This is a genomic window from Cryobacterium cheniae (assembly GCF_004403395.1).
Lineage (GTDB): Bacteria > Actinomycetota > Actinomycetes > Actinomycetales > Microbacteriaceae > Cryobacterium > Cryobacterium cheniae.
Genome location: NZ_SOGN01000034.1, coordinates 44,916 through 65,415 on the forward strand (window position 1 = coordinate 44,916; position 20,500 = coordinate 65,415).

Annotated in this window: 13 protein-coding genes; 7 read left to right on the top strand and 6 right to left on the bottom strand. The window is 68.6% G+C overall.

Going from position 1 to position 20,500, the window contains the following annotated elements:
- Positions 1-10: 10 nt before the first annotated feature.
- On the top strand, positions 11-1,189 hold the full coding sequence (locus E3T23_RS15990; protein WP_420898305.1) for an acyl-CoA dehydrogenase family protein: 1,179 nt from the start codon (positions 11-13) through the stop codon (positions 1,187-1,189).
- A gap of 38 nt (positions 1,190-1,227) precedes the next feature.
- Here E3T23_RS15990 and E3T23_RS06185 read toward each other — a convergent pair whose 3' ends face one another.
- Positions 1,228-2,352 (bottom strand): AI-2E family transporter, encoded by a 1,125-nt coding sequence (locus tag E3T23_RS06185; RefSeq protein WP_134369506.1) that lies wholly within the window; start codon positions 2,350-2,352, stop codon positions 1,228-1,230.
- A gap of 167 nt (positions 2,353-2,519) precedes the next feature.
- Between E3T23_RS06185 and E3T23_RS06190 the strand changes: the two genes are divergently transcribed.
- Positions 2,520-5,939, top strand: a complete 3,420-nt coding sequence (locus E3T23_RS06190; protein WP_134369507.1) for a DNA polymerase III subunit alpha — start codon at positions 2,520-2,522, stop codon at positions 5,937-5,939.
- A 37-nt stretch (positions 5,940-5,976) separates the two neighbouring features.
- Entirely contained in the window at positions 5,977-6,501 is a 525-nt protein-coding gene (locus E3T23_RS06195) for an SOUL family heme-binding protein (protein WP_166806220.1), read from the top strand.
- Here E3T23_RS06195 and E3T23_RS06200 read toward each other — a convergent pair.
- The 3 genes from E3T23_RS06200 to pflB form a co-directional block, all read right to left on the bottom strand.
- Positions 6,498-8,951, bottom strand: a complete 2,454-nt coding sequence (locus E3T23_RS06200; protein ID WP_166806221.1) for a transglycosylase domain-containing protein — start codon at positions 8,949-8,951, stop codon at positions 6,498-6,500. The genes E3T23_RS06195 and E3T23_RS06200 overlap by 4 nt on opposite strands.
- A 301-nt stretch (positions 8,952-9,252) precedes the next feature.
- Positions 9,253-10,110, bottom strand: a complete 858-nt coding sequence (pflA, locus tag E3T23_RS06205) for a pyruvate formate-lyase-activating protein (protein WP_134369510.1) — start codon at positions 10,108-10,110, stop codon at positions 9,253-9,255.
- A gap of 40 nt (positions 10,111-10,150) precedes the next feature.
- Entirely contained in the window at positions 10,151-12,409 is a 2,259-nt protein-coding gene (gene pflB, locus E3T23_RS06210) for a formate C-acetyltransferase (protein ID WP_134369511.1), read from the bottom strand.
- A 224-nt stretch (positions 12,410-12,633) separates the two neighbouring features.
- Here pflB and E3T23_RS06215 point away from each other — a divergent pair, with 224 nt between their 5' ends.
- Genes E3T23_RS06215 through E3T23_RS06230 form a run of 4 tightly spaced genes read left to right on the top strand, consistent with a single transcriptional unit; the run spans position 12,634 to position 16,548 of the window.
- Entirely contained in the window at positions 12,634-13,317 is a 684-nt protein-coding gene (locus E3T23_RS06215) for a GntR family transcriptional regulator (RefSeq protein ID WP_134369512.1), read from the top strand.
- Positions 13,318-13,372: 55 nt separating this feature from the next.
- A complete protein-coding gene (locus tag E3T23_RS06220; RefSeq protein ID WP_166806222.1) occupies positions 13,373-14,575 on the top strand; it encodes an MFS transporter in 1,203 nt (400 codons plus the stop codon).
- A gap of 25 nt (positions 14,576-14,600) precedes the next feature.
- A complete protein-coding gene (locus tag E3T23_RS06225; RefSeq protein WP_134369513.1) occupies positions 14,601-15,116 on the top strand; it encodes a GNAT family N-acetyltransferase in 516 nt (171 codons plus the stop codon).
- 4 nt (positions 15,117-15,120) lie between these two features.
- A complete protein-coding gene (locus E3T23_RS06230; RefSeq protein WP_134369514.1) occupies positions 15,121-16,548 on the top strand; it encodes a maltokinase N-terminal cap-like domain-containing protein in 1,428 nt (475 codons plus the stop codon).
- A gap of 17 nt (positions 16,549-16,565) precedes the next feature.
- On the opposite strand, the gene E3T23_RS06235 is transcribed toward E3T23_RS06230, so the two are convergent.
- A complete protein-coding gene (locus E3T23_RS06235) occupies positions 16,566-18,269 on the bottom strand; it encodes an AMP-binding protein (protein WP_198416186.1) in 1,704 nt (567 codons plus the stop codon).
- A 53-nt stretch (positions 18,270-18,322) separates the two neighbouring features.
- Positions 18,323-20,479 carry a 4-alpha-glucanotransferase gene (gene malQ / locus E3T23_RS06240; RefSeq protein WP_134369516.1) on the bottom strand — a complete coding sequence of 719 codons (2,157 nt, stop codon included), beginning with the start codon at positions 20,477-20,479 and terminating at the stop codon, positions 18,323-18,325.
- Positions 20,480-20,500: the final 21 nt, after the last annotated feature.

Consider the following 20,500-nt stretch of genomic DNA (forward strand, 5'->3'; position numbering starts at 1 on the left):
GGGGCAGGAGCTGGGGCTCGGCCGGGAAGAGGCGCCCTACCCTGACGCCGACCTGATCTTCGTCACCGACCTGCTCACACCGGATGAGCGGGAGAGGCTGGCCGCCGCGCGGTCGTTCTACCAGGCCGAGGTGCGCCCTCTCGCCGTGGACTATTGGAACCGCGCCGAGTTCCCGTTCGAGTTGCTGCCCCGCCTTGCCGCGCAGAACCTCGCCGCGACCGGTGCTGCCGCGACCAGCCACCTGCTCACGGGTCTGCTGCAGATGGAGCTGACCCGGGCCGACACCTCGATCTCCACGTTCTACGGTGTGCACCACGAGCTGTTCGCCACGGCCATCGACGAGCTCGGTTCGCCCGAGCAGCGGGAACGTCTGCTGCCGGGCCTCCTGGCCCTGGAGAAGATCGGGGCCTTCGCCCTGACGGAACCGGGACACGGGTCCGACATCTCCCGAATGATGGAGACCACGGCCACCCGCAGCGGCGACGAGTGGGTGCTCAACGGCACCAAACGCTGGATCGGCAACGGCGCCATGGCCGACTACGTGCTGGTCTGGGCCAGGGACACCGCCGACCGGCAGATCAAGGGATTCATCGTCGAGAAGGAGCGGCCCGGGTTCACCGCCACCCCGATCGAGAACAAGATCGCGGTGCGGATCGTGCAGAACGCCGACATCACCCTCACGGACGTGCGGATCCCGTTCACGAACTGGCTGCCGGGCAGCCGGAGCTTCCGGGACACGAACGTGCTGCTCCGGAACTCGCGGGTCTGGGTGTCGTGGCAGGCGGTCGGCCAGCAGCTCGCCGCCTTCGACGTGGCCCGCGCCTACGCGCTGGAGCGGCGGCAGTTCGGTCGGCCCATCGCCTCCTTCCAGCTGGTGCAGGAGCAGCTCTCCCGCATGATCGGCAACGCCACCCTGTCGCTGTCGCTGATGGTGCAGCTGGCGCGGCTGCAGGAGAGCGGGCGGCTCACGATGGACCAGGCGGCCCTCGCGAAGGCGGCCTGCACGACCCGGATGCGCGAAACCGTGGCACTGGGTCGTGGTCTGCTCGGCGGCAACGGGATCAGCACCGGGTACGAGATGGCCAAGATTTTCGCCGACGCCGAGGCGATCTACTCGTACGAGGGCAGCTACGAGATCAACGCGCTGCTGGTCGGACGTGCCGTGACCGGCATCTCCGCCTTCGACTGATCCCCTCGCTCGAACGAATTGGTTGGTTGGTTGGTTGGCTAGACCGTTGCGCCGGCGGCGCCGATCGACTGGGCGGGCGGGCCGGCTTCCCCCGGCAGGACCGACTGCATGGGCGGCGGCGGGGTGGGCGCGTTCCAGGCCTTGATGACGGCCCAGCCCACCGCGGCGATCGGCACCGAGATGACCGCGCCGACGATGCCGCCCAGAATTGTGCCGGCCGTCAGGGCCAGCAGGATCACGAGGCCGTGCAGGCGCAGCGACTTGCCGAGCACCACCGGGGAGAGGAAGTTGCCCTCGAGCTGGTTGACGGCGATCACGATCGCGACCACGATGATGGCGGTCGTCAGGTCGTTCGTGACCAGGGCCACCAGCGCCGCCAGGATGCCGGCGGCCGTCGCCCCGACGATGGGGATGAAGGCACCCACGAAGACGATGACGGCGAGCGGAAGCGCCAGCGGAACCTGCAGAATCCAGAGCCCGATCCCGATGAACAGGGCGTCGACGATCGCGACGATCGCCGTGCCGCGGACGTAGTTGCCGAACACCTCGACGCTGCTCACGCCGATGCGCACGGCCCGCGCGTGCCGCGTGCCGGCGAGCGGCTGGATCAGGAAGTCCCAGATGCGGGGGCCGTCCTTCAGGAAGTAGAACAGCACGACCAGGCCGAGCACCAGGCCGGCCACGATCTCGGCGGCCACGGAGACCCCGGCCAGGGCCCCGGACCCGAACTGGCTGCTGGTGGCGAAGTCGATGACCGACTCGCGCACGGAATCGATCTGGGCGGAATCGATCGGCAGCGCGCCGCTGGTGAGCAGCTCCTGCAGGGCGTCGAGGCCATCGTTGGCCGAGGTGAGAAGGGTGTCCCATTCGCCACGGATGCCGAAGACCACCAGTGTGATGATCCCGCCGAAGACCGCGACGCCGGAGATCAGGGCGATCGTCGCGGCGAGGGTCTCGTTCACCCCGCGGGCCAGCAGCACCCGCACGAAGGGGCGCAGCGCCGAGGCCACGATCAGCGCGAGCAGGAGCGGAGTGAAGACCAGCTTGAGCTGGGTGATCCCGTAGATGGCCACCACCAGCAGGGCGAGGACCAGCAGGGCCTGGCCGGAGCGGATGGCGGCCCGGCCGAGATAGTCCGTCCAGGATGAAGTGGGCGTAGTCATGGGGTATCTCCAAACGAGGCGAACAGCGGCTGAGTGACCCAGCCTAGCCAGACCGCCGCTTGAGCCGAACTGCCGCTGGCGCGTGTCGGCCGGGTGACGTACACTCCCCATATCGAACATTCATTCGATATGGTCCCCGTCGAACTGACCGCCAGAGGAGTACACACATGTTCGCACACCTCCACGTCGCGAGCGCCTACTCCACGCATTTCGGGGTCACCCTCCCCGAGGCGCTGGTGGAGCAGACGCTGGCGCAGGACGGCTCCTTCCTGGCCCTCACCGACCGAGACGGTCTCTACGGCGCCGTCAAGCACGTGCGCGCCTGCGCGGCCGCGGGCATCCGGCCGGGGCTGGGCGCCGACCTCGCGGTGCACGACGACGACGGGCACCCGTTGGGCCGGGTCGTGGTGCTCGCCCACGGGGATATGAACGGTCGGGGCTACGCGGCCCTCTGCCGCGCGGTCAGTTCCGCTCACAGAAGCGCCGCCCACAGCGCTACCGGCCAACCCAGCATCGCCCGTGCGCACCTCGCCGAGCTGGCCGGGCTCCGCTGCCTCACCGTGCTGCTCGGCCCCACCTCCGATGTGGGCCACGCGGTCGAACGCCGCGACACCGACGCCGCCGGCGCCTGCCTCACCGCATGGCTGCGCGCCCTGCCGCCGCAATCGGTGGCCGGTGAGATCGTCTGCCACCTGACGGAGCCGGGCACTCCCGGCAGCGTGACGCCGGCCACCCGCATGCTCGCCCTCTTCGAGCATGCCGCCCTGCCCGCGGTGCTCACCAACGCCGTGCGCTACGGCGCCCCCGACGAGGCCGTCACCGCCGACCTGGCCGACGCGGCCCGCACCCTGACGGCGCTGGCGAACCTGGAGCAGCTGCAGACCAATGGGCAGGCCTGGCTGAAGCCCGAGGGTGCCATGAGGCAGGTGGCACGCATGGTCGTCGACGCCGGGCTGCACGACGACGGCGCCGTCGACCGGCTGTTCCGCGACACCGAGCGGCTCGCCGAGCGGTGCAGCCTCGACCCGGACTCCGACATCGGCCTCGGCCGCCCGCGCATGCCGGAGGCGCGCATCATCGGCGTCAGCGGCGACCCGCTCACCGAACTGCACGCCCGGGCTCGGGCCGGCATCGACGATCTTTATCCCGTCACCTCGCCGGCGGGCAGGTCGCTGGCGGATGCGGCGCACGCCCGCCTCCTGCACGAGCTGAAGACGGTGGAGCACCTCGGTTTCGCCGGCTACTTCCTCACCGTCGCCCGGGTGGCCGACATCATCCGGGAGATGGGCATCCGGATCCAGGCGCGCGGGTCCGGCGTGGGGTCGGTGCTCAACTACGCCCTGCACACCTCCTCCGTCGAGCCCATCTCCAACGGTCTGCTGTGGGAGCGGTTCCTCTCCCCCGAGCGGCAGACCCTGCCCGACATCGACCTCGACGTCGAGTCGGCCCGGCGGCACGACGTCTACCGCAAACTCTTCGACACGTTCGGCAGCGACCGGGTGTCGCTGATGTCCATGACGAACGCCTACCGCGGGCGCGGGGCCGTGCGCGACGCCGGGCTGGCCCTCGGCATGGACTCGGGGCAGGTCGCCGCGGTGGCCAAACAGATGTGGCGCTTCAACGCGCGCGACTTCCGCCGCGCCCTGGCCGAGAAGCCCGAGCTCGAGCTGCTCGCCGCCGAGGTGCGGGCGTCCTCGCAGCTCGACCTGCTGGTCGACCTGACCGCCAAACTCGACCGTCTCCCGCGGCACATCTCCGTACATCCCTGCGGCGTCATCCTCTCCGACGCCTCCCTGCTGGACCGCACCCCGGTGCAGGCGTCCGGCATGGGACTGCCGATGTCCCAGTTCGACAAGCACGACATGGACCCGATGGGCCTGATCAAGCTCGATATCCTCGGTGTGCGGATGCAGTCGGCCATGGCCCATGCCGTCGAGGAACACCACCGGTTGTCGGGCGAGACCATCGACCTCGACCGGATCCCGCTCGACGACCCGGCGACCTTCGAACTGATCCGCTCCACCCGCACCCTCGGCATCTTCCAGATCGAATCGCCGGGTCAGATGGAGCTGGTCGGCAAGCTGCAGCCCGAGGTCTTCAACGATCTCACCGTGGAGATCTCCCTGTTCCGGCCCGGACCGATGCAGAACAACATGCCGCTGAAATACCTCCAGGCTCGGCACGGGGAGGTGCTGCCCGACTACATCCACCCTCGGTTCGAACCGTTCCTGCGGGAGACCCAGGGTGTCGTGATCTTCCACGAGCAGGTGATGCGTCTGTTCGACGAACTGACCGGTTGCGGGCTCGGCCGAGCGGATGTCTTCCGCCGCCACCTCGGCAAACCGGAGCAGCTTCCCCGGATCGAGGAGTACGTGCGGGAGCGCGCCCTGGATCGCGGGTTCACCCCCGCCGTGATCGACCGCGCCTGGACGGTGCTCGCCGGGTTCGGCAGCTTCGGTTTCGCCAAGGCGCACGGAGCAGCCTTCGCCCTGCCCACCTACCAGTCCGCCTGGCTGAAAACCCACCACCCCGCGGTGTTCCTGGCCGGACTCCTCACCCACGCCCCCGGTATGTGGCCAAAGGACCTGATCGTGGCCGAGGCGCGGCTGCTCGGCGTGCCGGTACTGGGCCTGGACGTGCAATACAGCGGCCTCGACTACCGGGTGGAGCAGACCGGCGGCGAGCAGACCGGCGGCGAGCAGACCGGCGGCGGCCGGCGCGGCATCCGTCTCGCCCTGCCGGAACTCTCCGGCTGCACGGCCGCCGAGCGCGCCCGGATCGTGCGCCACCAGCCGTTCACCTCGCTGCAGGACTTCCGCGACCGGGTGCGCCCGCGGCGCAGCACGTTCGAGGCGCTCGCCCGGGTGGGCGCACTCGACAGCTTCATCGGCTACGACCGTGCCCGCCGGCACGAGCTACTCGCCCACATCCAGTCGCTTCGGGGCACAGCGGTCACCATCCACGACGACCAGCTCGCCTTCGACGTGCCCCTGCCTGTGCTCGAATACGAGGGGTCCCGGTTCACTGCGGTGACCTCGCTCGAGCTACGCGGCCGCAGCCAGACCGACCTCGAACTCAGGGATCTGGGCCTGGCAGTGTCCGGGCACCAGATGGCCCGGTTCTACCCGCTGTTCACCGAGCTGGGCGTGACGCCGGCCTCCGAGCTGATCGACCTGCCCGGCGGCACCGAGGTACTGCTGGCCGGGGTGCGCCGGGCCACGAACACGCCCCCGATGCGGAATGGACGCCGGGTGGTTTTCGTCAGCCTCGACGACGGCACCGGACCGGTCTCGAACGTCGTCTTCTTCCACGACGCCCAGGAGCGCATCGGCGGCCCGGTGTTCCACACCGGCCAGATGCTGGTGCGCGGCCGCACCCGTCGGTCCGGCGCGAGGGGCGTCTCCGTCACGGGCGAGAACCTGTGGGACCTCACGGATGTCGCCCGCCGGGTCAAGCTGCGCCACGCCGCCGAGGCGGCCTCCCGGAGCGCCGACCGTGCCCACGACCTGGGCGACGAGCTGGCTGCCGAGCTGGCTGCCATGGCGACCACGAATGTGCACCATCTGTGGCCCCGGCGCACCGCCTGACCCGCGCCCACACTGTCACGCGCCTAAAATAGCTCTCATGACCGAGAGACAGCGCTACGACGTGGTCCGTCAGTATGCCGACTTCGAGCTGCGTCACTATCCCCGCACCGTGTTGGTGCAGGTGGAGGTGGCCGGGGACTTCGCCTCGGCCGGAAACCGCGGCTTCGGACCGCTCTTCCAGTACATCAGCGGCAATAACCAGACCTCGACGCGCATCGCGATGACCGCGCCGGTGATCCAGGAATCCACGACCCCGATGAGTCACACCATCAGCTTCGTGCTCCCGGACGGGATGCCGGCCGGGGAGGTGCCCGTGCCCCGCAATTCGCAGGTCAATACGAAGGAGGTTCCCGAGCGCACGGTTGCCGCCCGCCGCTTCAGCGGCGGCTGGAGTGACGAGAGGTTCGCGCAGAACGGCACCATCCTCGTCGACGCTGTGCGCCGCGAGGGCCTCCTCCCCGAAGGCCGGCCCTATTTCGCCCGCTTCGACCCACCGTGGAAGCCGGGATTCCTCAAGCACAACGAAGCGCTCGTCGCCGTGGCCGGCCGTCAGAATCCCTAACCTCCGGAGTCGACCGTCGAGTCGCCGTTACCCCCGTCACCCCCTTTACCCCCGTTACCCCCGGGATCGACGGCACCCCCGGGATCCACAGGAACAACGGGCTCGACAGGAACAACAGGCTCCACAGGATCCACAGGAACAACAGGATCCACAGGAACAACAGGCTCCACAGGATCCACTGGAACAACGGGCTCCACAGGATCCACAGGAACAACGGGCTCGACAGGATCCACGGCATCACCGGCATCGTCCGAATCTCTGGTATCCCCGCTATCCCGGCTATCCCGGCTATCCCCGGCATCCGTGGTATCCGTGACCGGAACGACCACCGGGGCCGGCCCGAGTTCGGCCAGTTCGCCTCCCCCGTACTTCGCGTTCGCGACCGACATGACGTCCGGCCACATCCGGTGCCTGGCCGTGGCGGCCGGACCGCTCGCGAAGCTGATGGAGCGCTGCCGGGCCTCCCCGGTAACGCTGACGACGGCGGCGACGGTCGCGACCGTCGAACTGGCCCCCGCCATCCAGGTGTCCTTGCCGCCGTCCGTGGTGCCGGTTTTGCCGATCAGGGGCACGCGGGGGGCGGTGGCACCCCAGGACTGCTGCGCCGTGCCGTCGGTCATCACCCGCCGCATCGCGAATACCATGCCGGCAGCCACCGTCGGGTCCACCGAGGCGGCGCAGTCAGGCTCCGGCACGGGAACATCGTCGCCGTCCGCGCCCACGATGCGGTCGATCGCGATCGGCGAGCAGGTCACCCCGCGGTTCGCGATGCCCGCGAAGGCGACGGCCATGGTCAGCGGCGCCACCTCATTCGTACCGATCACCGCCGCCGCAGTCTGCACGAGTGGGTCGCCGTCGGCGCGATGCACGCCGAAGGCCTCGGCCGTCTGACGGATGCCGCACAGGTCCAGTCGCTTCGCCATCCCGATGAAGCCCGTGTTGATCGAGCCGAGCATGGCCTCCAGCGCGCTGTACTTGCCGCCACTCTCCCCCGCGTCGTTCCTCGGGTTCCAGTTCTGCGCGTCGTAGTTCTGCGGCCCCAGGCAGCTGTCGTTGAATGTGCCCCAGTTGGCCTTCCGCGCCGAGTCGACGCGCTCATCCAGCCGGTGGCCCGTCTTCAGCCATTCCGCCAGGGTGAAGACCTTGTAGGTCGACCCCGGCTGGAACCCGCGGGAACCGCCGTCGGCGTAGTCGGTGTTGTAGTTGACACCGGTGTAAGCGGCGCTGGTGGCCTGCACGGCCGGGTCCTGGCTATACCGTTTGTTCTGAGCCATGGCGAGCACGCGTCCGGTGCCGACCTGCACGCTGGTGATGACGCCGCCCACATCCCAGCCGGGGTGCTCCATCGGCACATTGGCCGCCATGGTCGCTTCCGCCGCCCGCTGGAGGTCGAGGTCCAGAGTCGTGTACACGTCGTAGCCGCCGCGGCGGAAGTTCTGCAGGCGGGCCTCGTCGTCCTCCCCGAACGCCGGGTCGTTTCGGAGCAGGTGCGTCACGTAGTCGCAGAAGTAGGCACTTCCCTCGGCGGTCTGGCAACCGGTGCTCGGCTCCGTGATGGCCGGCTGGACCGGCGTGGCCACGGCAGCCTCGAATTCCACGGCGGTGATCTTCCCGCGCCGCAGCATCTCGCGCAGGATGTAGTCCCGACGCGCCTTGTTCACCGCGTAACCGTTGGCCTCACCGTTGGTTTCGCTGCTGGGGTTGTCGAGGCGGAATTTGGCCGGGTTGTTCACGATCGTCACCAGGCTCGCGGCCTGCGGCAGGGTGAGCGCCGCCGCCGTCGTACTGAAGTAGTAGTTCGCCGCGGCCTCGATGCCGTAGACGGTGCCGCCGAAACCGGTGATGTTGAGGTACTGGCGCAGGATGTCGTTCTTGGGGAACTTCTTCTCCACCCCGATCGCCAGGCGCATCTCCTTGATCTTGCGGTCGGGACTGGTCTCGGTGACGACGTCGTAGCACCGCTTCCGCAGCCGGTCGTCCAACTCCAGTTCGCACTTCTGCACCCGCACGTTCTTGACGTACTGCTGGGTGATCGACGACCCACCCTGCGTGACGCCGCCGAGAGCGGTGGTCACCGCGGCACGCAGCGTACCCTGGGCGTCGACGCCGCCGTGCTCGTAGAAGCGCGGGTCCTCGCTGGCGATGACGGCATCCCGGGCGTAGGCGCTGATGTCGTCCCAGCCGACCTCGATGCGGTTCTGATCGTAGAGGGAGGCCAGCAGCACGGGTGTGCCGTCGTTCTCGGTGGCGTAGATGTTGCTCTTCTGGGAAAGCGGTTGGATGTTCAGGTAGCCCGGCAGGTTCTCGAACACGGTGATCGAATTGGCGGCACCGAGACCGGAGAGCGCGATGACCGGGGTGACCGCGGCGGTGACGAGCAGCCCGGCCAGGGCACTCATGGTCACGAGGCCCAGCAGCGCCCCGGCAACGCCCCCCGCGGTTCTGCGCATGGTGATATTCTCCGTACCCATTGCACCACCCCTAGCGTCCACGGGTCCCGATTGGGTCCCACAGCATGCAAACCCGAGTTCCTCTCAGCCGCTAGGGGTTGCGCAAAAAAAAGGGCCCGGCAGCGTGTGCTGCCGGGCCCGAGGACGAAACGGTCCCGAGAATGAGGCGTTAGACGGTGCTGCCCTGGCCCGGGATTTGAGGGTGGGCATGTTCTGATTCATGTCGCCTGTTTTCGGGCGCAGAAAAGGCGTGACATCTGGGGAGATGCCACGCCTCGTCTGATCCGGGTCTGATTCGCGGTTAGAAGACCGTCAGGCCCCGCGCCGCGAACTGGGCCCGCACCCGCACCAGGAGTGCCTCATCCGGAGGATGAGCTCCGTGCAGCGGATACGGAATGTTCAACCGGTCCCATTTGTCCTCTCCCATCTGGTGAAAGGGAAGCACCTCGACGCGCTGCACGTTCGGCCACCGCGACACGATCTCGGCGACGGCGTCGACATTGTCGACCGCGTCGGTGAGACCCGGGACGAGAACGAAACGCGCCCAGACGGGAATGTTCCGTTCGCTCAGGCGGTCACCGAACGCGATCGTCGGAGCGAGGTCGCGGCCGGTCACCTCCTTGTACGTCTCGGGGATGCCCGACTTGACGTCCAGCAGCACGAGGTCGAGGTTGTCCAGCAGCTTGTCCGACGCGCTCTTGCCCAGGAACCCGGAGGTGTCCAGGGTGGTGTGCACGCCGAGCTTGTGGCACTCCTCGAAGAGTCGCGCCACAAAGGCAGGCTGCATGAGTGGTTCGCCACCGGAGATGGTCAACCCTCCGCCGGTCGCGTCGAAGACACCCTTGTAGCGCTTGACCCGGGCGACGAGGTCGTCCAGCGTGGTGAGCAACCCGTCCTTCATCTTCCAGGTGTCCGGGTTGTGGCAGTACTGGCAGCGCAGCAGACACCCGGAAAGGAAGAGTGTCAATCGCGTGCCGGGACCGTCAACGGCGGTGACCAATTCCCACGAGTGGACGCTGGCAACCGTTCCGTTGTGGATCGCTTCCATTTCGAGGTGGTGAAGGTCAGCCAGTTCGGCTTGTTCACTGCTGACGGATGAACCGTCCACCAAAGCGATGGCCGCGCCGGCGCTGGGCAGACCGAGGTTTACTGCGGGCATTGTCTCGTCCTACTCAGCGTCGCCGCGTCGATATCAGTGATCAGTGCGAGTGGAACGTGCGGCTGATGACATCCATCTGCTGCTCGCGGGTCAGGCGGACGAAGTTCACCGCGTAGCCGGAGACGCGAATCGTCAGCTGCGGGTAGTTCTCCGGGTGGGCCATGGCGTCTTCCAGCGTGTCGCGGTTGAGCACGTTCACGTTGATGTGGTAGCCGGTTGCCGACGTGAACGCGTCGATGAGGCCGACCAGGCTCGTGATCTGCTCTTCCTTGGTGTGGCCGAGACCACTGGGGATGACCGTGTTGGTCAGCGAGATGCCGTCCTGCGCTTCACTGTAGGGAAGCTTGGCGACGCTGAGCGCCGACGCGAGCATTCCGTGGGTGTCGCGGCCGTTCATCGGGTTGGCACCCGGAGCGAACGACTCGCCCGCACGGCGACCGTCCGGCGTGTTGCCGGTGGCCTTGCCGTAGACCACGTTGGACGTGATCGTCAGGATCGACTGGGTGTGGATGGCGCCGCGGTAGGTCGGGTGCTTGCGGATCATGGTCATGAACCGCTCCATCACGTCGACGGCGATGGTGTCGACGCGGTCGTCGTCGTTACCGAACTGCGGGAACTCTCCCTCGATCGTGTAATCGACGACCAGGCCGGTCTCGTCCCGCACCGGGCGGACCGTGGCGTACTTGATGGCCGACAGGGAGTCGGCAACCACGCTGAGGCCGGCGATGCCGCAAGCCAGCGTGCGGATGATGTCCTTGTCGTGAAGTGCCATTTCGAGGCGCTCGTAGGCGTACTTGTCGTGCATGTAGTGGATGCAGTTCAATGCCGTGACGTAGGTCTCGGCGAGCCATTCCAGCGTTTCCAGGTAGGCCGGGAAGACGGTGTCGTAAGTCAGGACCTCTTCGGCGTTCGGCGTGGTGGCCGGGGCGATCTGCTTGCCGGACACCTCGTCCTTGCCGCCGTTGATCGAGTACAGCAGCGCCTTGACGGCGTTGACGCGGGCCCCGAAGAACTGCATCTGCTTGCCGACGCGCATGGGCGAAACGCAGCAGGCGATCGCGGCGTCGTCGCCCATCTCGGCGCGGATGATCTCGTCGGACTCGAACTGGATGGCGGAGGTGTCGATCGACACCTGGGCGCAGAAACGCTTGAAGCCCTCGGGCAGAGCGTCGCTCCAGAGAACGGTGAGGTTCGGCTCCGGTGCTGCGCCGATGTTGTACAGCGTCTGCAGGAACCGGAACGTGGTCTTGGTGACGAGCGGGCGACCGTCTTCACCAATGCCGGCGAGCGACTCGGTGACCCAGGTCGGGTCGCCGGCGAAGATCTCGTCGTATTCCGGGGTGCGCAGGAAGCGCACGATGCGCAGCTTGATGACGAGGTCGTCGATGAGCTCCTGGGCGCCCTCTTCGTTCAGGACGCCGGCGGCCATGTCGCGCTCGATGTAGGCGTCGAGGAAGGCCGCGTTACGGCCGAACGACATTGCCGCACCGTTCTGCTCCTTGACCGCACCGAGGTAGGCGAAGTAGAGCCACTGCACGGCTTCGCGGGCCGTGGTGGCCGGCTTCGAGATGTCGGAACCGTACGTGGCCGCCATCTGGGCGAGTTCCTTGAGGGCGCGGATCTGCTCCGAGTTCTCCTCGCGGGCGCGGATGATGTCCTCGGTCGAGGGCTCCATGTCGAGCTCGGCGCGGTCGTTCTTCTTGCCGGCGATCAGGGCGTCGACGCCGTAGAGGGCAACGCGGCGGTAGTCGCCGATGATGCGGCCACGGCCGTAGGCGTCGGGCAGTCCCGTGATCAGGTGGCTGCTGCGTGCACGGCGGACCGCGGGGGTGTAAGCGTCGAAGACGGCGGTGTTGTGGGTCTTGCGGTAATCGGTGAAAATCTTTTCCAGCTCCGGCGACACGGGGTAGCCGTACGTCTCGAGGGAGGTGGCGACCATGCGCCAGCCACCGAACGGCATAATGGCGCGCTTGAGCGGCGCATCCGTCTGCAGTCCGACGATTACCTCGTTGGCCTGGTCGATGTAGCCCGGGGCGTGGGCCGTAATGGACGAGGGCGTGGTGGCGTCGACGTCGTAGACGCCTTTACGGCGTTCCTCGGGGAACATCTCGGACAGCTTGGCCCAGATCCCGGTGGTGCGTGCCGTGGCTCCGGCAAGGAAGCTTGAGTCGCCCAGGTAGGGCGTGTAGTTGCGCTGGATGAAATCGCGCAGATCGATCGAATCCTGCCAGGGACCGGAGACGAAGTCAGGCCGACCGGCATCATCCGTTCCGCTGCGAACACCTTCAGTGGTTGTCATGTAGATTGCTCTCCTCGTGGGATCGAGTCACCCTCTGCGAAAGCGTCTCTCCCACAGTCGGGCCGAGAGAGCAGGACCACGAGGCTGCGGCTAATGCGACAATGCACCGTGACTTGCCCTCTTTTCCAACCCTACTCCCGTCGGACCCCCCAGGGCACGAAAATACGTAAATTGCATTTATTGATGCATTTATAGATGGGTGCCCAAAGGGTTAGGGTTGAAGGATGAGCGTTTTGCAGGAATCCCGTGGAGCCGCCCGGCAACCCGCCGGGGCGCCTTCAGCCGTCCACCGCGTCTACATGACAGTCGCCGACGCCATCATCTCGGGGTCTCTGGCCGCGAGCTCGCTGATCACCGAGGGCGAGATCGCGGAGGCGCTCTCCATCAGCCGCACCCCCGTGCGCGAGGCGTTCCTCGCACTCGAAGCCCATGGCCTTCTCACGCTCTTCCCCAAGAAGGGCGCGGTCGTCACGGCGCTGGGCGACACGGAGACGGCCGAGCTGCTGCAGGTGCGCGTCATGCTGGAGACAGCGGCGGTGACCCTGCTCGGCGAGCGACCGGACGACATCCCCGGCGTCGACGCCGAACTGCAGGACCTCATTCGGATCCAGTCCGATGCCGCCCTGGCCGGCGACCTGCTCACGTTCGCCCGCGCCGACCACCGCTTCCATGCCCGCATCGTCGACGAGACCCACAACCGCGTCATCGACGGGATCTACACCCGACTCGGCCCACGGCTCGAGCGCCTCGTGCACCGGGCAGCCCTGCGCGATCCCCGCAACCTCGACCGTCTCGTGACCGAGCACCGTGCGCTCGCCCAGCACCTGTGCGACGGCGACACCCTCGCCTACGAGGTTGCCCTGCGCCAGCACGTCGAAGACGCTCATCACGCGCGGCTGGCGCACTGATCCTCCCCCACCCTCACCTGCCCGTCCGTCCCCGCACCCGTTTCAGAAAAGAACCATGAAGCCCCGCCGTCCTGTTCCCGCCTGGCAGCTCGCCGCTCCCGCCCTGTTCGCCATGGCCTGGGGTGGCAACCACTTCACGCCGCTCCTGCACATGTACGAATCGCTCGGCCACTATTCCGTCGTCATGGCCGACCTCTTCCTCGGCTTCTACGTGGTGGGCCTGGTGCCCGGCCTGCTGCTGGCCGGCGCCCTCTCGGACCGCTACGGGCGCAAGCCGCTGACTCTGGCGGGCGTCATCCTGGGAATTCTCGCCAGCGTCCTCCTGGGCCTCGGGTTCACGAGCGGGATCATGCTTTCCGCCGGGCGACTTCTGGCCGGTCTGAGCGTCGGCGTGGCTATGGCGGTGGGGACCGCGTGGCTCAAGGAGCTGTCCAGCCCTCCGTTCGACCGGCAGGCCGGCCAAACGGCGGGGGCACGACGACCGGCCCTCACCCTCACGATCGGGTTCGGACTCGGCGCCGGCGTGGCCGGCGCGCTCGCGCAGTGGGGGCCGATGCCGACTCTCTCGCCCTATGTCGTGCACATCGTGCTCAGCCTCCTGGTGCTCCCCCGCCTGCTGAGGACTCCGGAGACCGTGCCACGCCACCGGGCACACCGGCCCTTCTGGCAGGACCTGGCGGTTCCGCTGGCCGGTCACCGCCGTTTCGTGCGGGTGATCGCCCCGTCCGCTCCCTGGGTCTTCGGCGCCGCCGGCATCGCCTATGCGATCATGCCCACGCTGGTCAAGGACCAGTTGGGCAGCCTCAACCTCGCCTACGCCACCCTGCTCACGGTCGTGACCCTCGGAACCGGAGCTCTCGTGCAACCGCAGGTGGCGCGGATCAACCGGGTCACCGGGGGTCGGGCCCTGATCGTCGGAATGTCCGTGATGCTGCTGGGAGTGGGCCTCAGCGTGGCGACGGCGATCGTGCTGTCCCCGGTGCTCGCATTCCTCACGGCCGTGGTGCTCGGGGCTGCCTACGGAGTCAGTGTCGTGGCCGGGCTGGTCGAGATTCAGAAGATCTCCACTGCGGCCGACCTGGCCGGCATCACCGGGGTCTATTACAGCCTCACCTACATCGGATTCCTGCTGCCGGTCGCGTTCGCCTGGCTCAGCCCGGTGGCCGGTTATCCCGCTCTGCTGGCTGGTCTGTTCGCGGTTTGCGCGCTCTGCCTGGTCCTGGTGGCGATCGGGATGCGCCGCGGCGTCACCGAGTAGGCGGCGCCTGGATTATCGTCATTCCATGCCCTATTCGCTCCGCCCTCTGCTTCCCTCCGACGCCGCAACGGTGCTCGGACTCAACAACGCCGCCGTTCCGGCCGTCAACGCCCATGACGAGGCCAGCCTCACCGCCCTGCTCGCGGCCGGCAGCCAGGCCATCGCGGTGGTGCACGACGCCGCACCGGGCGACGTGCTCGGTTTCGCCGTGCTGTTCGGGGTGGACGCCGACTATGCGAGCGAGAACTACCAGTGGTTTTCCGCGCGGTCGGACTCCTTTCTCTACGTCGACCGCATCGTCGTCTCGGACGAGGCTCGCAACCAGGGCCTCGGGGCCCTGCTCTACACCGCGATCTTCGCCGCGGCCGCTGCGGCCGACGCCGGCCAGGTTTTCTGCGAGGTGAACATCGCACCGGCGAACCCCCGGTCGCTGGCATTCCACTCCCGGCTCGGCTTCGTGCCGATCGGCGAGCAGTCGACGAAGGGCGGCACCGTGGTGGTCTCCCTGCTCTCGGCCGCCGTCGGCCCGGGCGTACGCTGACACTATGACTGACGACGGTCGCGCGTATCCACTCCCGGACTCCCTCAACCACTGGGTGGCGACGCAGCGATGGTTCACCGACAAGGGCCGTGTGCCGCGACTGGTCAGCATCGGGCGCTGGGAACTCCCCACCCCGGAAGCCGGGGTCGACATCCGCACCGAGCTCATCGTCGACGCCGACGCCGCGACCCGCACCCTCTACCAACTGCCCCTGACCCAGCGGGCCACTCCCCTGCCCGGAGGCGAGCAGGCCCTGATCATGACCCTTGTCGACGGCAGCACGGTCTACGACGGGACCGCCGATCCGGCCTACTGCCGCGCGCTGCTGCGTTTCATCCTCGGCGAGGCCTCCTCCCCCGAATCCGGGAATCTCGGTGCGCGGGCCCGCGGCGAGCTCCTGGCCGGCGCCGATCCCACCCCGCGGCCGGCCCGGGTTGTCGCCAGCAGCGTGCTCAGCGGCGAGCAGTCGAACACGTCGATCATCCTGCACTGCGTCGACGCCACCGGGCACCCGGCCCGCCCCATCATCTGCAAGGTGTTCCGGATGCTGCACCCCGGTGAGAATCCGGACGTCTCCGTGCAATCGGCCCTGGCCCGGGCCGGGTCACATTTCGTGCCCGACCCGGTGGGCTGCGTGGTCGGCGAGTGGACCGACCCGGAGCAGACCGGCACTCCCCTGATGGGCCACCTCGTGTTCGCCCAGGAGTTTCTGCCGGGCGCACCGGATGCCTGGCGGGCCGCCCTGGCGTCGGCCGGGGCCGGGGAAGATTTCACTGAACAGGCGCGGGCGCTGGGCGTGGCGACGGCCGCCGTGCACGCCGACCTCGCCGCCGTGATGCCCACGCACGATGCCACCGCAGCGGTCATCGCCACCGAACTGGGCCGGATGCGCGAACGCTACCGCAGCGCCGCCGCCGAGGTGCCGGCGTTGCGTGGCTACGACACCGCTGTCGAGGCGGTCTTCGCGCGCGCGGAGACCGCGCACTGGCCGAGGCTGCAGCGCATCCACGGCGATTTCCATCTCGGCCAGACGCTCGAGGTGCCCGGCCGCGGCTGGGTTCTGGTGGACTTCGAGGGCGAACCGATGCGGCCGCTCGTCGATCGCACCCAGCCGGATGTGCCACTGAAGGACATCGCCGGGATGCTGCGCTCCTTCGCCTACGTGGCCGGCACAGTCGAGCGGTCCTCGCCCGACCATCTCACCGCGACCGCCGAGGAGTGGGCTGCGGCCTGCCGACAGGCGTTCCTCGACGGTTATGCGGAGCGCTCCGGCCAGAGCCTGGCCGGCCAGGAGCCCCTGCTGGACGCGTTCGAGCTGGACAAGGCCCTCTACGAAGCCGTCTATGAGACCCGCAACCGGCCGACCTGGTTGCCGATCCCGCTCGCCGCCATCCATGCTCTGGCCCTGGAGCTCTCCGCCGGGTTGCCGTAGGCGGCAGTGACGGCCGGTCAGCGCTTGAGTTCGGGGAACTGGTCGTCGCGCCACTCATCGGGCAGGGTCTCCTTCTGGGCGAAGGCGGCATCCTCCCGCAGGCGCAGTTCGACCCGGCGGATCTTGCCGGAACTGGTCTTGGGCAGCTCGAAGAACTCGACCCGCCGAACCCGCATGTACGGGGGCAGGCCGGTGCGGGCGTGGCGCAGCACCGAGAGAGCCGTGTCGCCGTTTGATTCCCAGCCCGCCGCCAGGGCGATGTAGGCCTTGGCGATGTTCAGTCGGGTGGCGTCGGGCGCGGGCACGACGGCCGCCTCGGCGACGGCCGGGTGCTCCAGCAGCACGCTTTCGACCTCGAACGGGGAGACCTTGTAGTCGGAGGACTTGAAGATGTCGTCGGTGCGGCCGATGAAGGTGATGTAGCCGTCGGCGTCGCGGCCGGCGACGTCGCCCGTGTGGAAGTAGCCGTCGCGCACGGCCTCCCGGGTGCGTTCAGGGTCGCCGTGGTAGCCCGCCATCAGGTTGACTGCGGTGCGGGACAGGTCGAGGCAGATCTCGCCCTCGTCGCTCTCCTCCCCGGTGATGGGGTCGATCAGGGTGATCGCGACGCCCGGGAGGGGCAGCCCCATCGAACCGGCGTTCAGAACCGAACCCGGGGTATTGCCCACGATCGCGGTGGTCTCGGTCTGCCCGTAGCCGTCCCGGATCGTGAGTCCCCAGGAACGCTGGATCTGGTGGATGACCTCCGGGTTGAGCGGCTCGCCGGCCGAGAGGATCTCACGCAGACCCACCGGTTTGGCACCGACGTCGGATTGGATCAGCATGCGCCACACGGTCGGCGGGGCGCAGAAGGTGGTCACCTTCGCGCGGTGCAGCTGGTCGGCGAGGGCAAGGGGGTCGAACCGGGCGTAGTTGTAGACGAAGACGGTGGCCTCGGCGATCCACGGGGCGAAGAAGCTGCTCCAGGCGTGCTTGCCCCAGCCGGGCGAGCTGATCGCCAGGTGCACGTCGTCCGGACGCAGCCCGATCCAGTACATCGTGGTCAGGTGGCCCACGGGGTAGGACGTCTGGGTGTGCACCACCATCTTCGGCTTGCTGGTGGTGCCCGAGGTGAAATAGATCAGTGACGCGTCGTCGGAGGACACGACCACGGCGGGCTTCTCGGCGGCGACGAGCGCGGCCTCCGCGTAGTCGGCCCAGCCCTCGCGGGCCGCACCGACGCAGATGCGGGAGAAGTCGCCGGGCACCTGGTCGAATTTGGCGGTGTCGCCGGCGTTGGCGATCACGTGTGCCACGCCGCCGCGCAGGACCCGGTCGGCGAGGTCACCGGTTGCGAGCACCGTGGACGTGGGCAGGATGACGGCGCCCACCTTCATGATGGCGAGCATCAGTTCCCAGAGCTCGACCTGGTTGCCCAGCATCAGCATGACGTGGTCGCCGTGCCCGACGCCCCGCGCGCGGAGCCAGGTGGCCACCTGGTCGGAGCGCGCCGACATCTCGCTGAAGGTCACCTTCAATTCGTGGCCGTCCTCCTCGACGATCCACAGCGCGGTCTTGTCGTTTCCCGCGGCCACGACGTCGAACCAGTCGACGGCCCAGTTGAAGTTCGCACCCACATCCGGCCACTCGAACTCGGCCGCGGCGCGCGCATGTTCGTCTCGCAGGCGCAGCAGGTGGTCGCGCGCACCGCGGAAGGTGGTCATGCTCGGGGTCAGGGTCATCCGTTCCATTTTCCTCGGTTCAAATGCTTCAAATGGAATACGACACCGTTCTGCTACGGCCGGGGGGCGCGGACACGGATCGCCTCGACGAGGGCGGCGAAGCGGGCGTTGGCGGGCAGGTCGTCGATCAGGACGGCCGTCCCGTCGGGCCCGGCCAGCGGGATGCGCCAGTTCGGGTACTCGTTCGTGGTCCCGGGCTGGTTCTGCGTGCGACGCTCGCCGACCGCATCCACCAGGGCCACGCCGAGGAGCGAGGAGGGCGTCAGCGCCGTGTAGGTGTACAGGGCCTCGACCGTCTCCTGCACGGTCGGCGCGGGCTCGGTGCCGACCGGCGGCAGCAGGCCTCGTTCGCGGAGCGCGACCAGCATGGCGGACTGCTCGGCGAGGTCGGCGGCGCGCTCCTCGTCCACCGGGCGCCCGAGCAGGCCGAGGGACTCGCGCAGGTCCACATGGTCGCCGGCGAGATAGCCCGCGGTCGGCGGCAGATCGTGGGTGTTCACACTGGTCAGGCAGGCCTGGCGGTACCGGTCCGGAGCCAGCGGCACGTCGTTCTCCCGCTCGAACCACAGGATCGAGGTGCCGAAGATTCCGCGTTCGGCGAGGTAGTCCCGCACCCAGGGCTCGAAGACGCCGAGGTCTTCGCCGATCACGACCGCGCCGGCGCGCTGCGCCTCGAGGGCCAGGATGCCGATCAGCGCCTCGTGGTCGTAGTGCACGTAGGTGCCCTCGCCCGGTCCGGCCCCGACCGGGATCCACCAGAGCCGGAACAGCCCCAGGATGTGGTCGACCCGGATGCCGCCGGCGTGGTGCAGGATGCTGCGGAGCATGTCCCGGTAGGCGGTATAACCCGACTCGGCGAGGCGGCCGGGGTGCCACGGCGGTTGCGACCAGTTCTGGCCCTGCTGGTTGAACATGTCCGGCGGCGCGCCCACCGTCATGCCCGGGGCGAGAACGCCCTGCAGGGTCCAGGCGTCGGAACCGGTGAACTGCACCCCGACCGCAAGGTCGTGCACGATGCCGATGGCCATCCCGGCATCCGTCGCCGCGCGCTGCGCGGTCTCCAGCTGCTGGTCGCACAGCCACTGCAGCCAGCTGTGGAACTCGATTCGTTCCGCCAGCTGCTCCCGGTGCTCGGCGGCGAAGGGACCGCGGGGGCCGCGGGGCTCGATCGACCATTCCGGGGCATCCGCCGGGAACAGCTCGGACAGCGCGCACCAGAGCGCGAAGTCGGCCAGACCCTGACCCTGCTCGGCGCAGAATTCCTCGAACCGGTGGGCGCGGGCGGGGCTTCGCCGCACCCGGTGCACGGCTTCGAGCGCGGTCAGTTTGGCGGCATACGCGGAGTCACGGTCGAGGTGGTCCGGCTCGAGGTTGGCGGGATGCTGCCGGCCCGCGAGGGACTCGACGACGGCGCGCGCCGCCGGTTCGAGGTAGGCGTATTCGGGCACGTCCTCCACCCGGATGTACAGCGGGTGGAAGAAGCGCCGGCTCGACGGCAGGTAGGGGGACGGCTCGACCGGCGGGGCCGGCTCTGACGCATGCAGCGGATTGACCAGGACGAACCCGGCGCCGTACTGGGCCCCGGAAATGGTGGCCAGGTCGGCCAGGTCGGCGAAGTCGCCGATCCCCCAGCTTCGGGAGGAGCGCACGGAGTACAGCTGGGCCATCAGGCCCCAGTCCCGGTGCCCGGCCAGCTTGCGGGTGGTCTCGAGCACGCGCGGGGTCACGACGAGGGCGCAGTGAGCCGCCCGGTCCCCGCACTGGGCGTGCAGGGTGTGCCAGCCCAGAGGCAGTCCGGCCGGAATCAGGAACGTCGCCCGGCTGGTCGGCCGGCCGTCGACGGTGCGTGGTTGCTCCCAGGCGCCCTGCTGGGACACCTCGTGGCGGGTGCCGTCCTCGGCGATGATCCACGCCAGAACCGTCGAACCCGCACCGGCGTGCACGGGAACCGCGGCCTCGCCGCCCTCGCGGAGGACCACGACGGGGGGCAGCAGCCGGCGCCAGGGCGCGAGGCCCTGTTCGGTCAGCGACGCCTCGACCTCGGCGGGCGTGCCGGCGGGAACGCCGAGCGCCCCCAGGACCTCACGCAGGGTTCCGACGTCGACCGCCCGTGAGGCGCCGTCCCAGCCGGTGAAGGAGGTGTCCACCCCGAGTGATCGTGCCAGTTCCAGCAGCGCCGACGACGGCAGGTCGGTTGGTTCAAGTTCCATGGGACCACTCTAGGTCCGGGA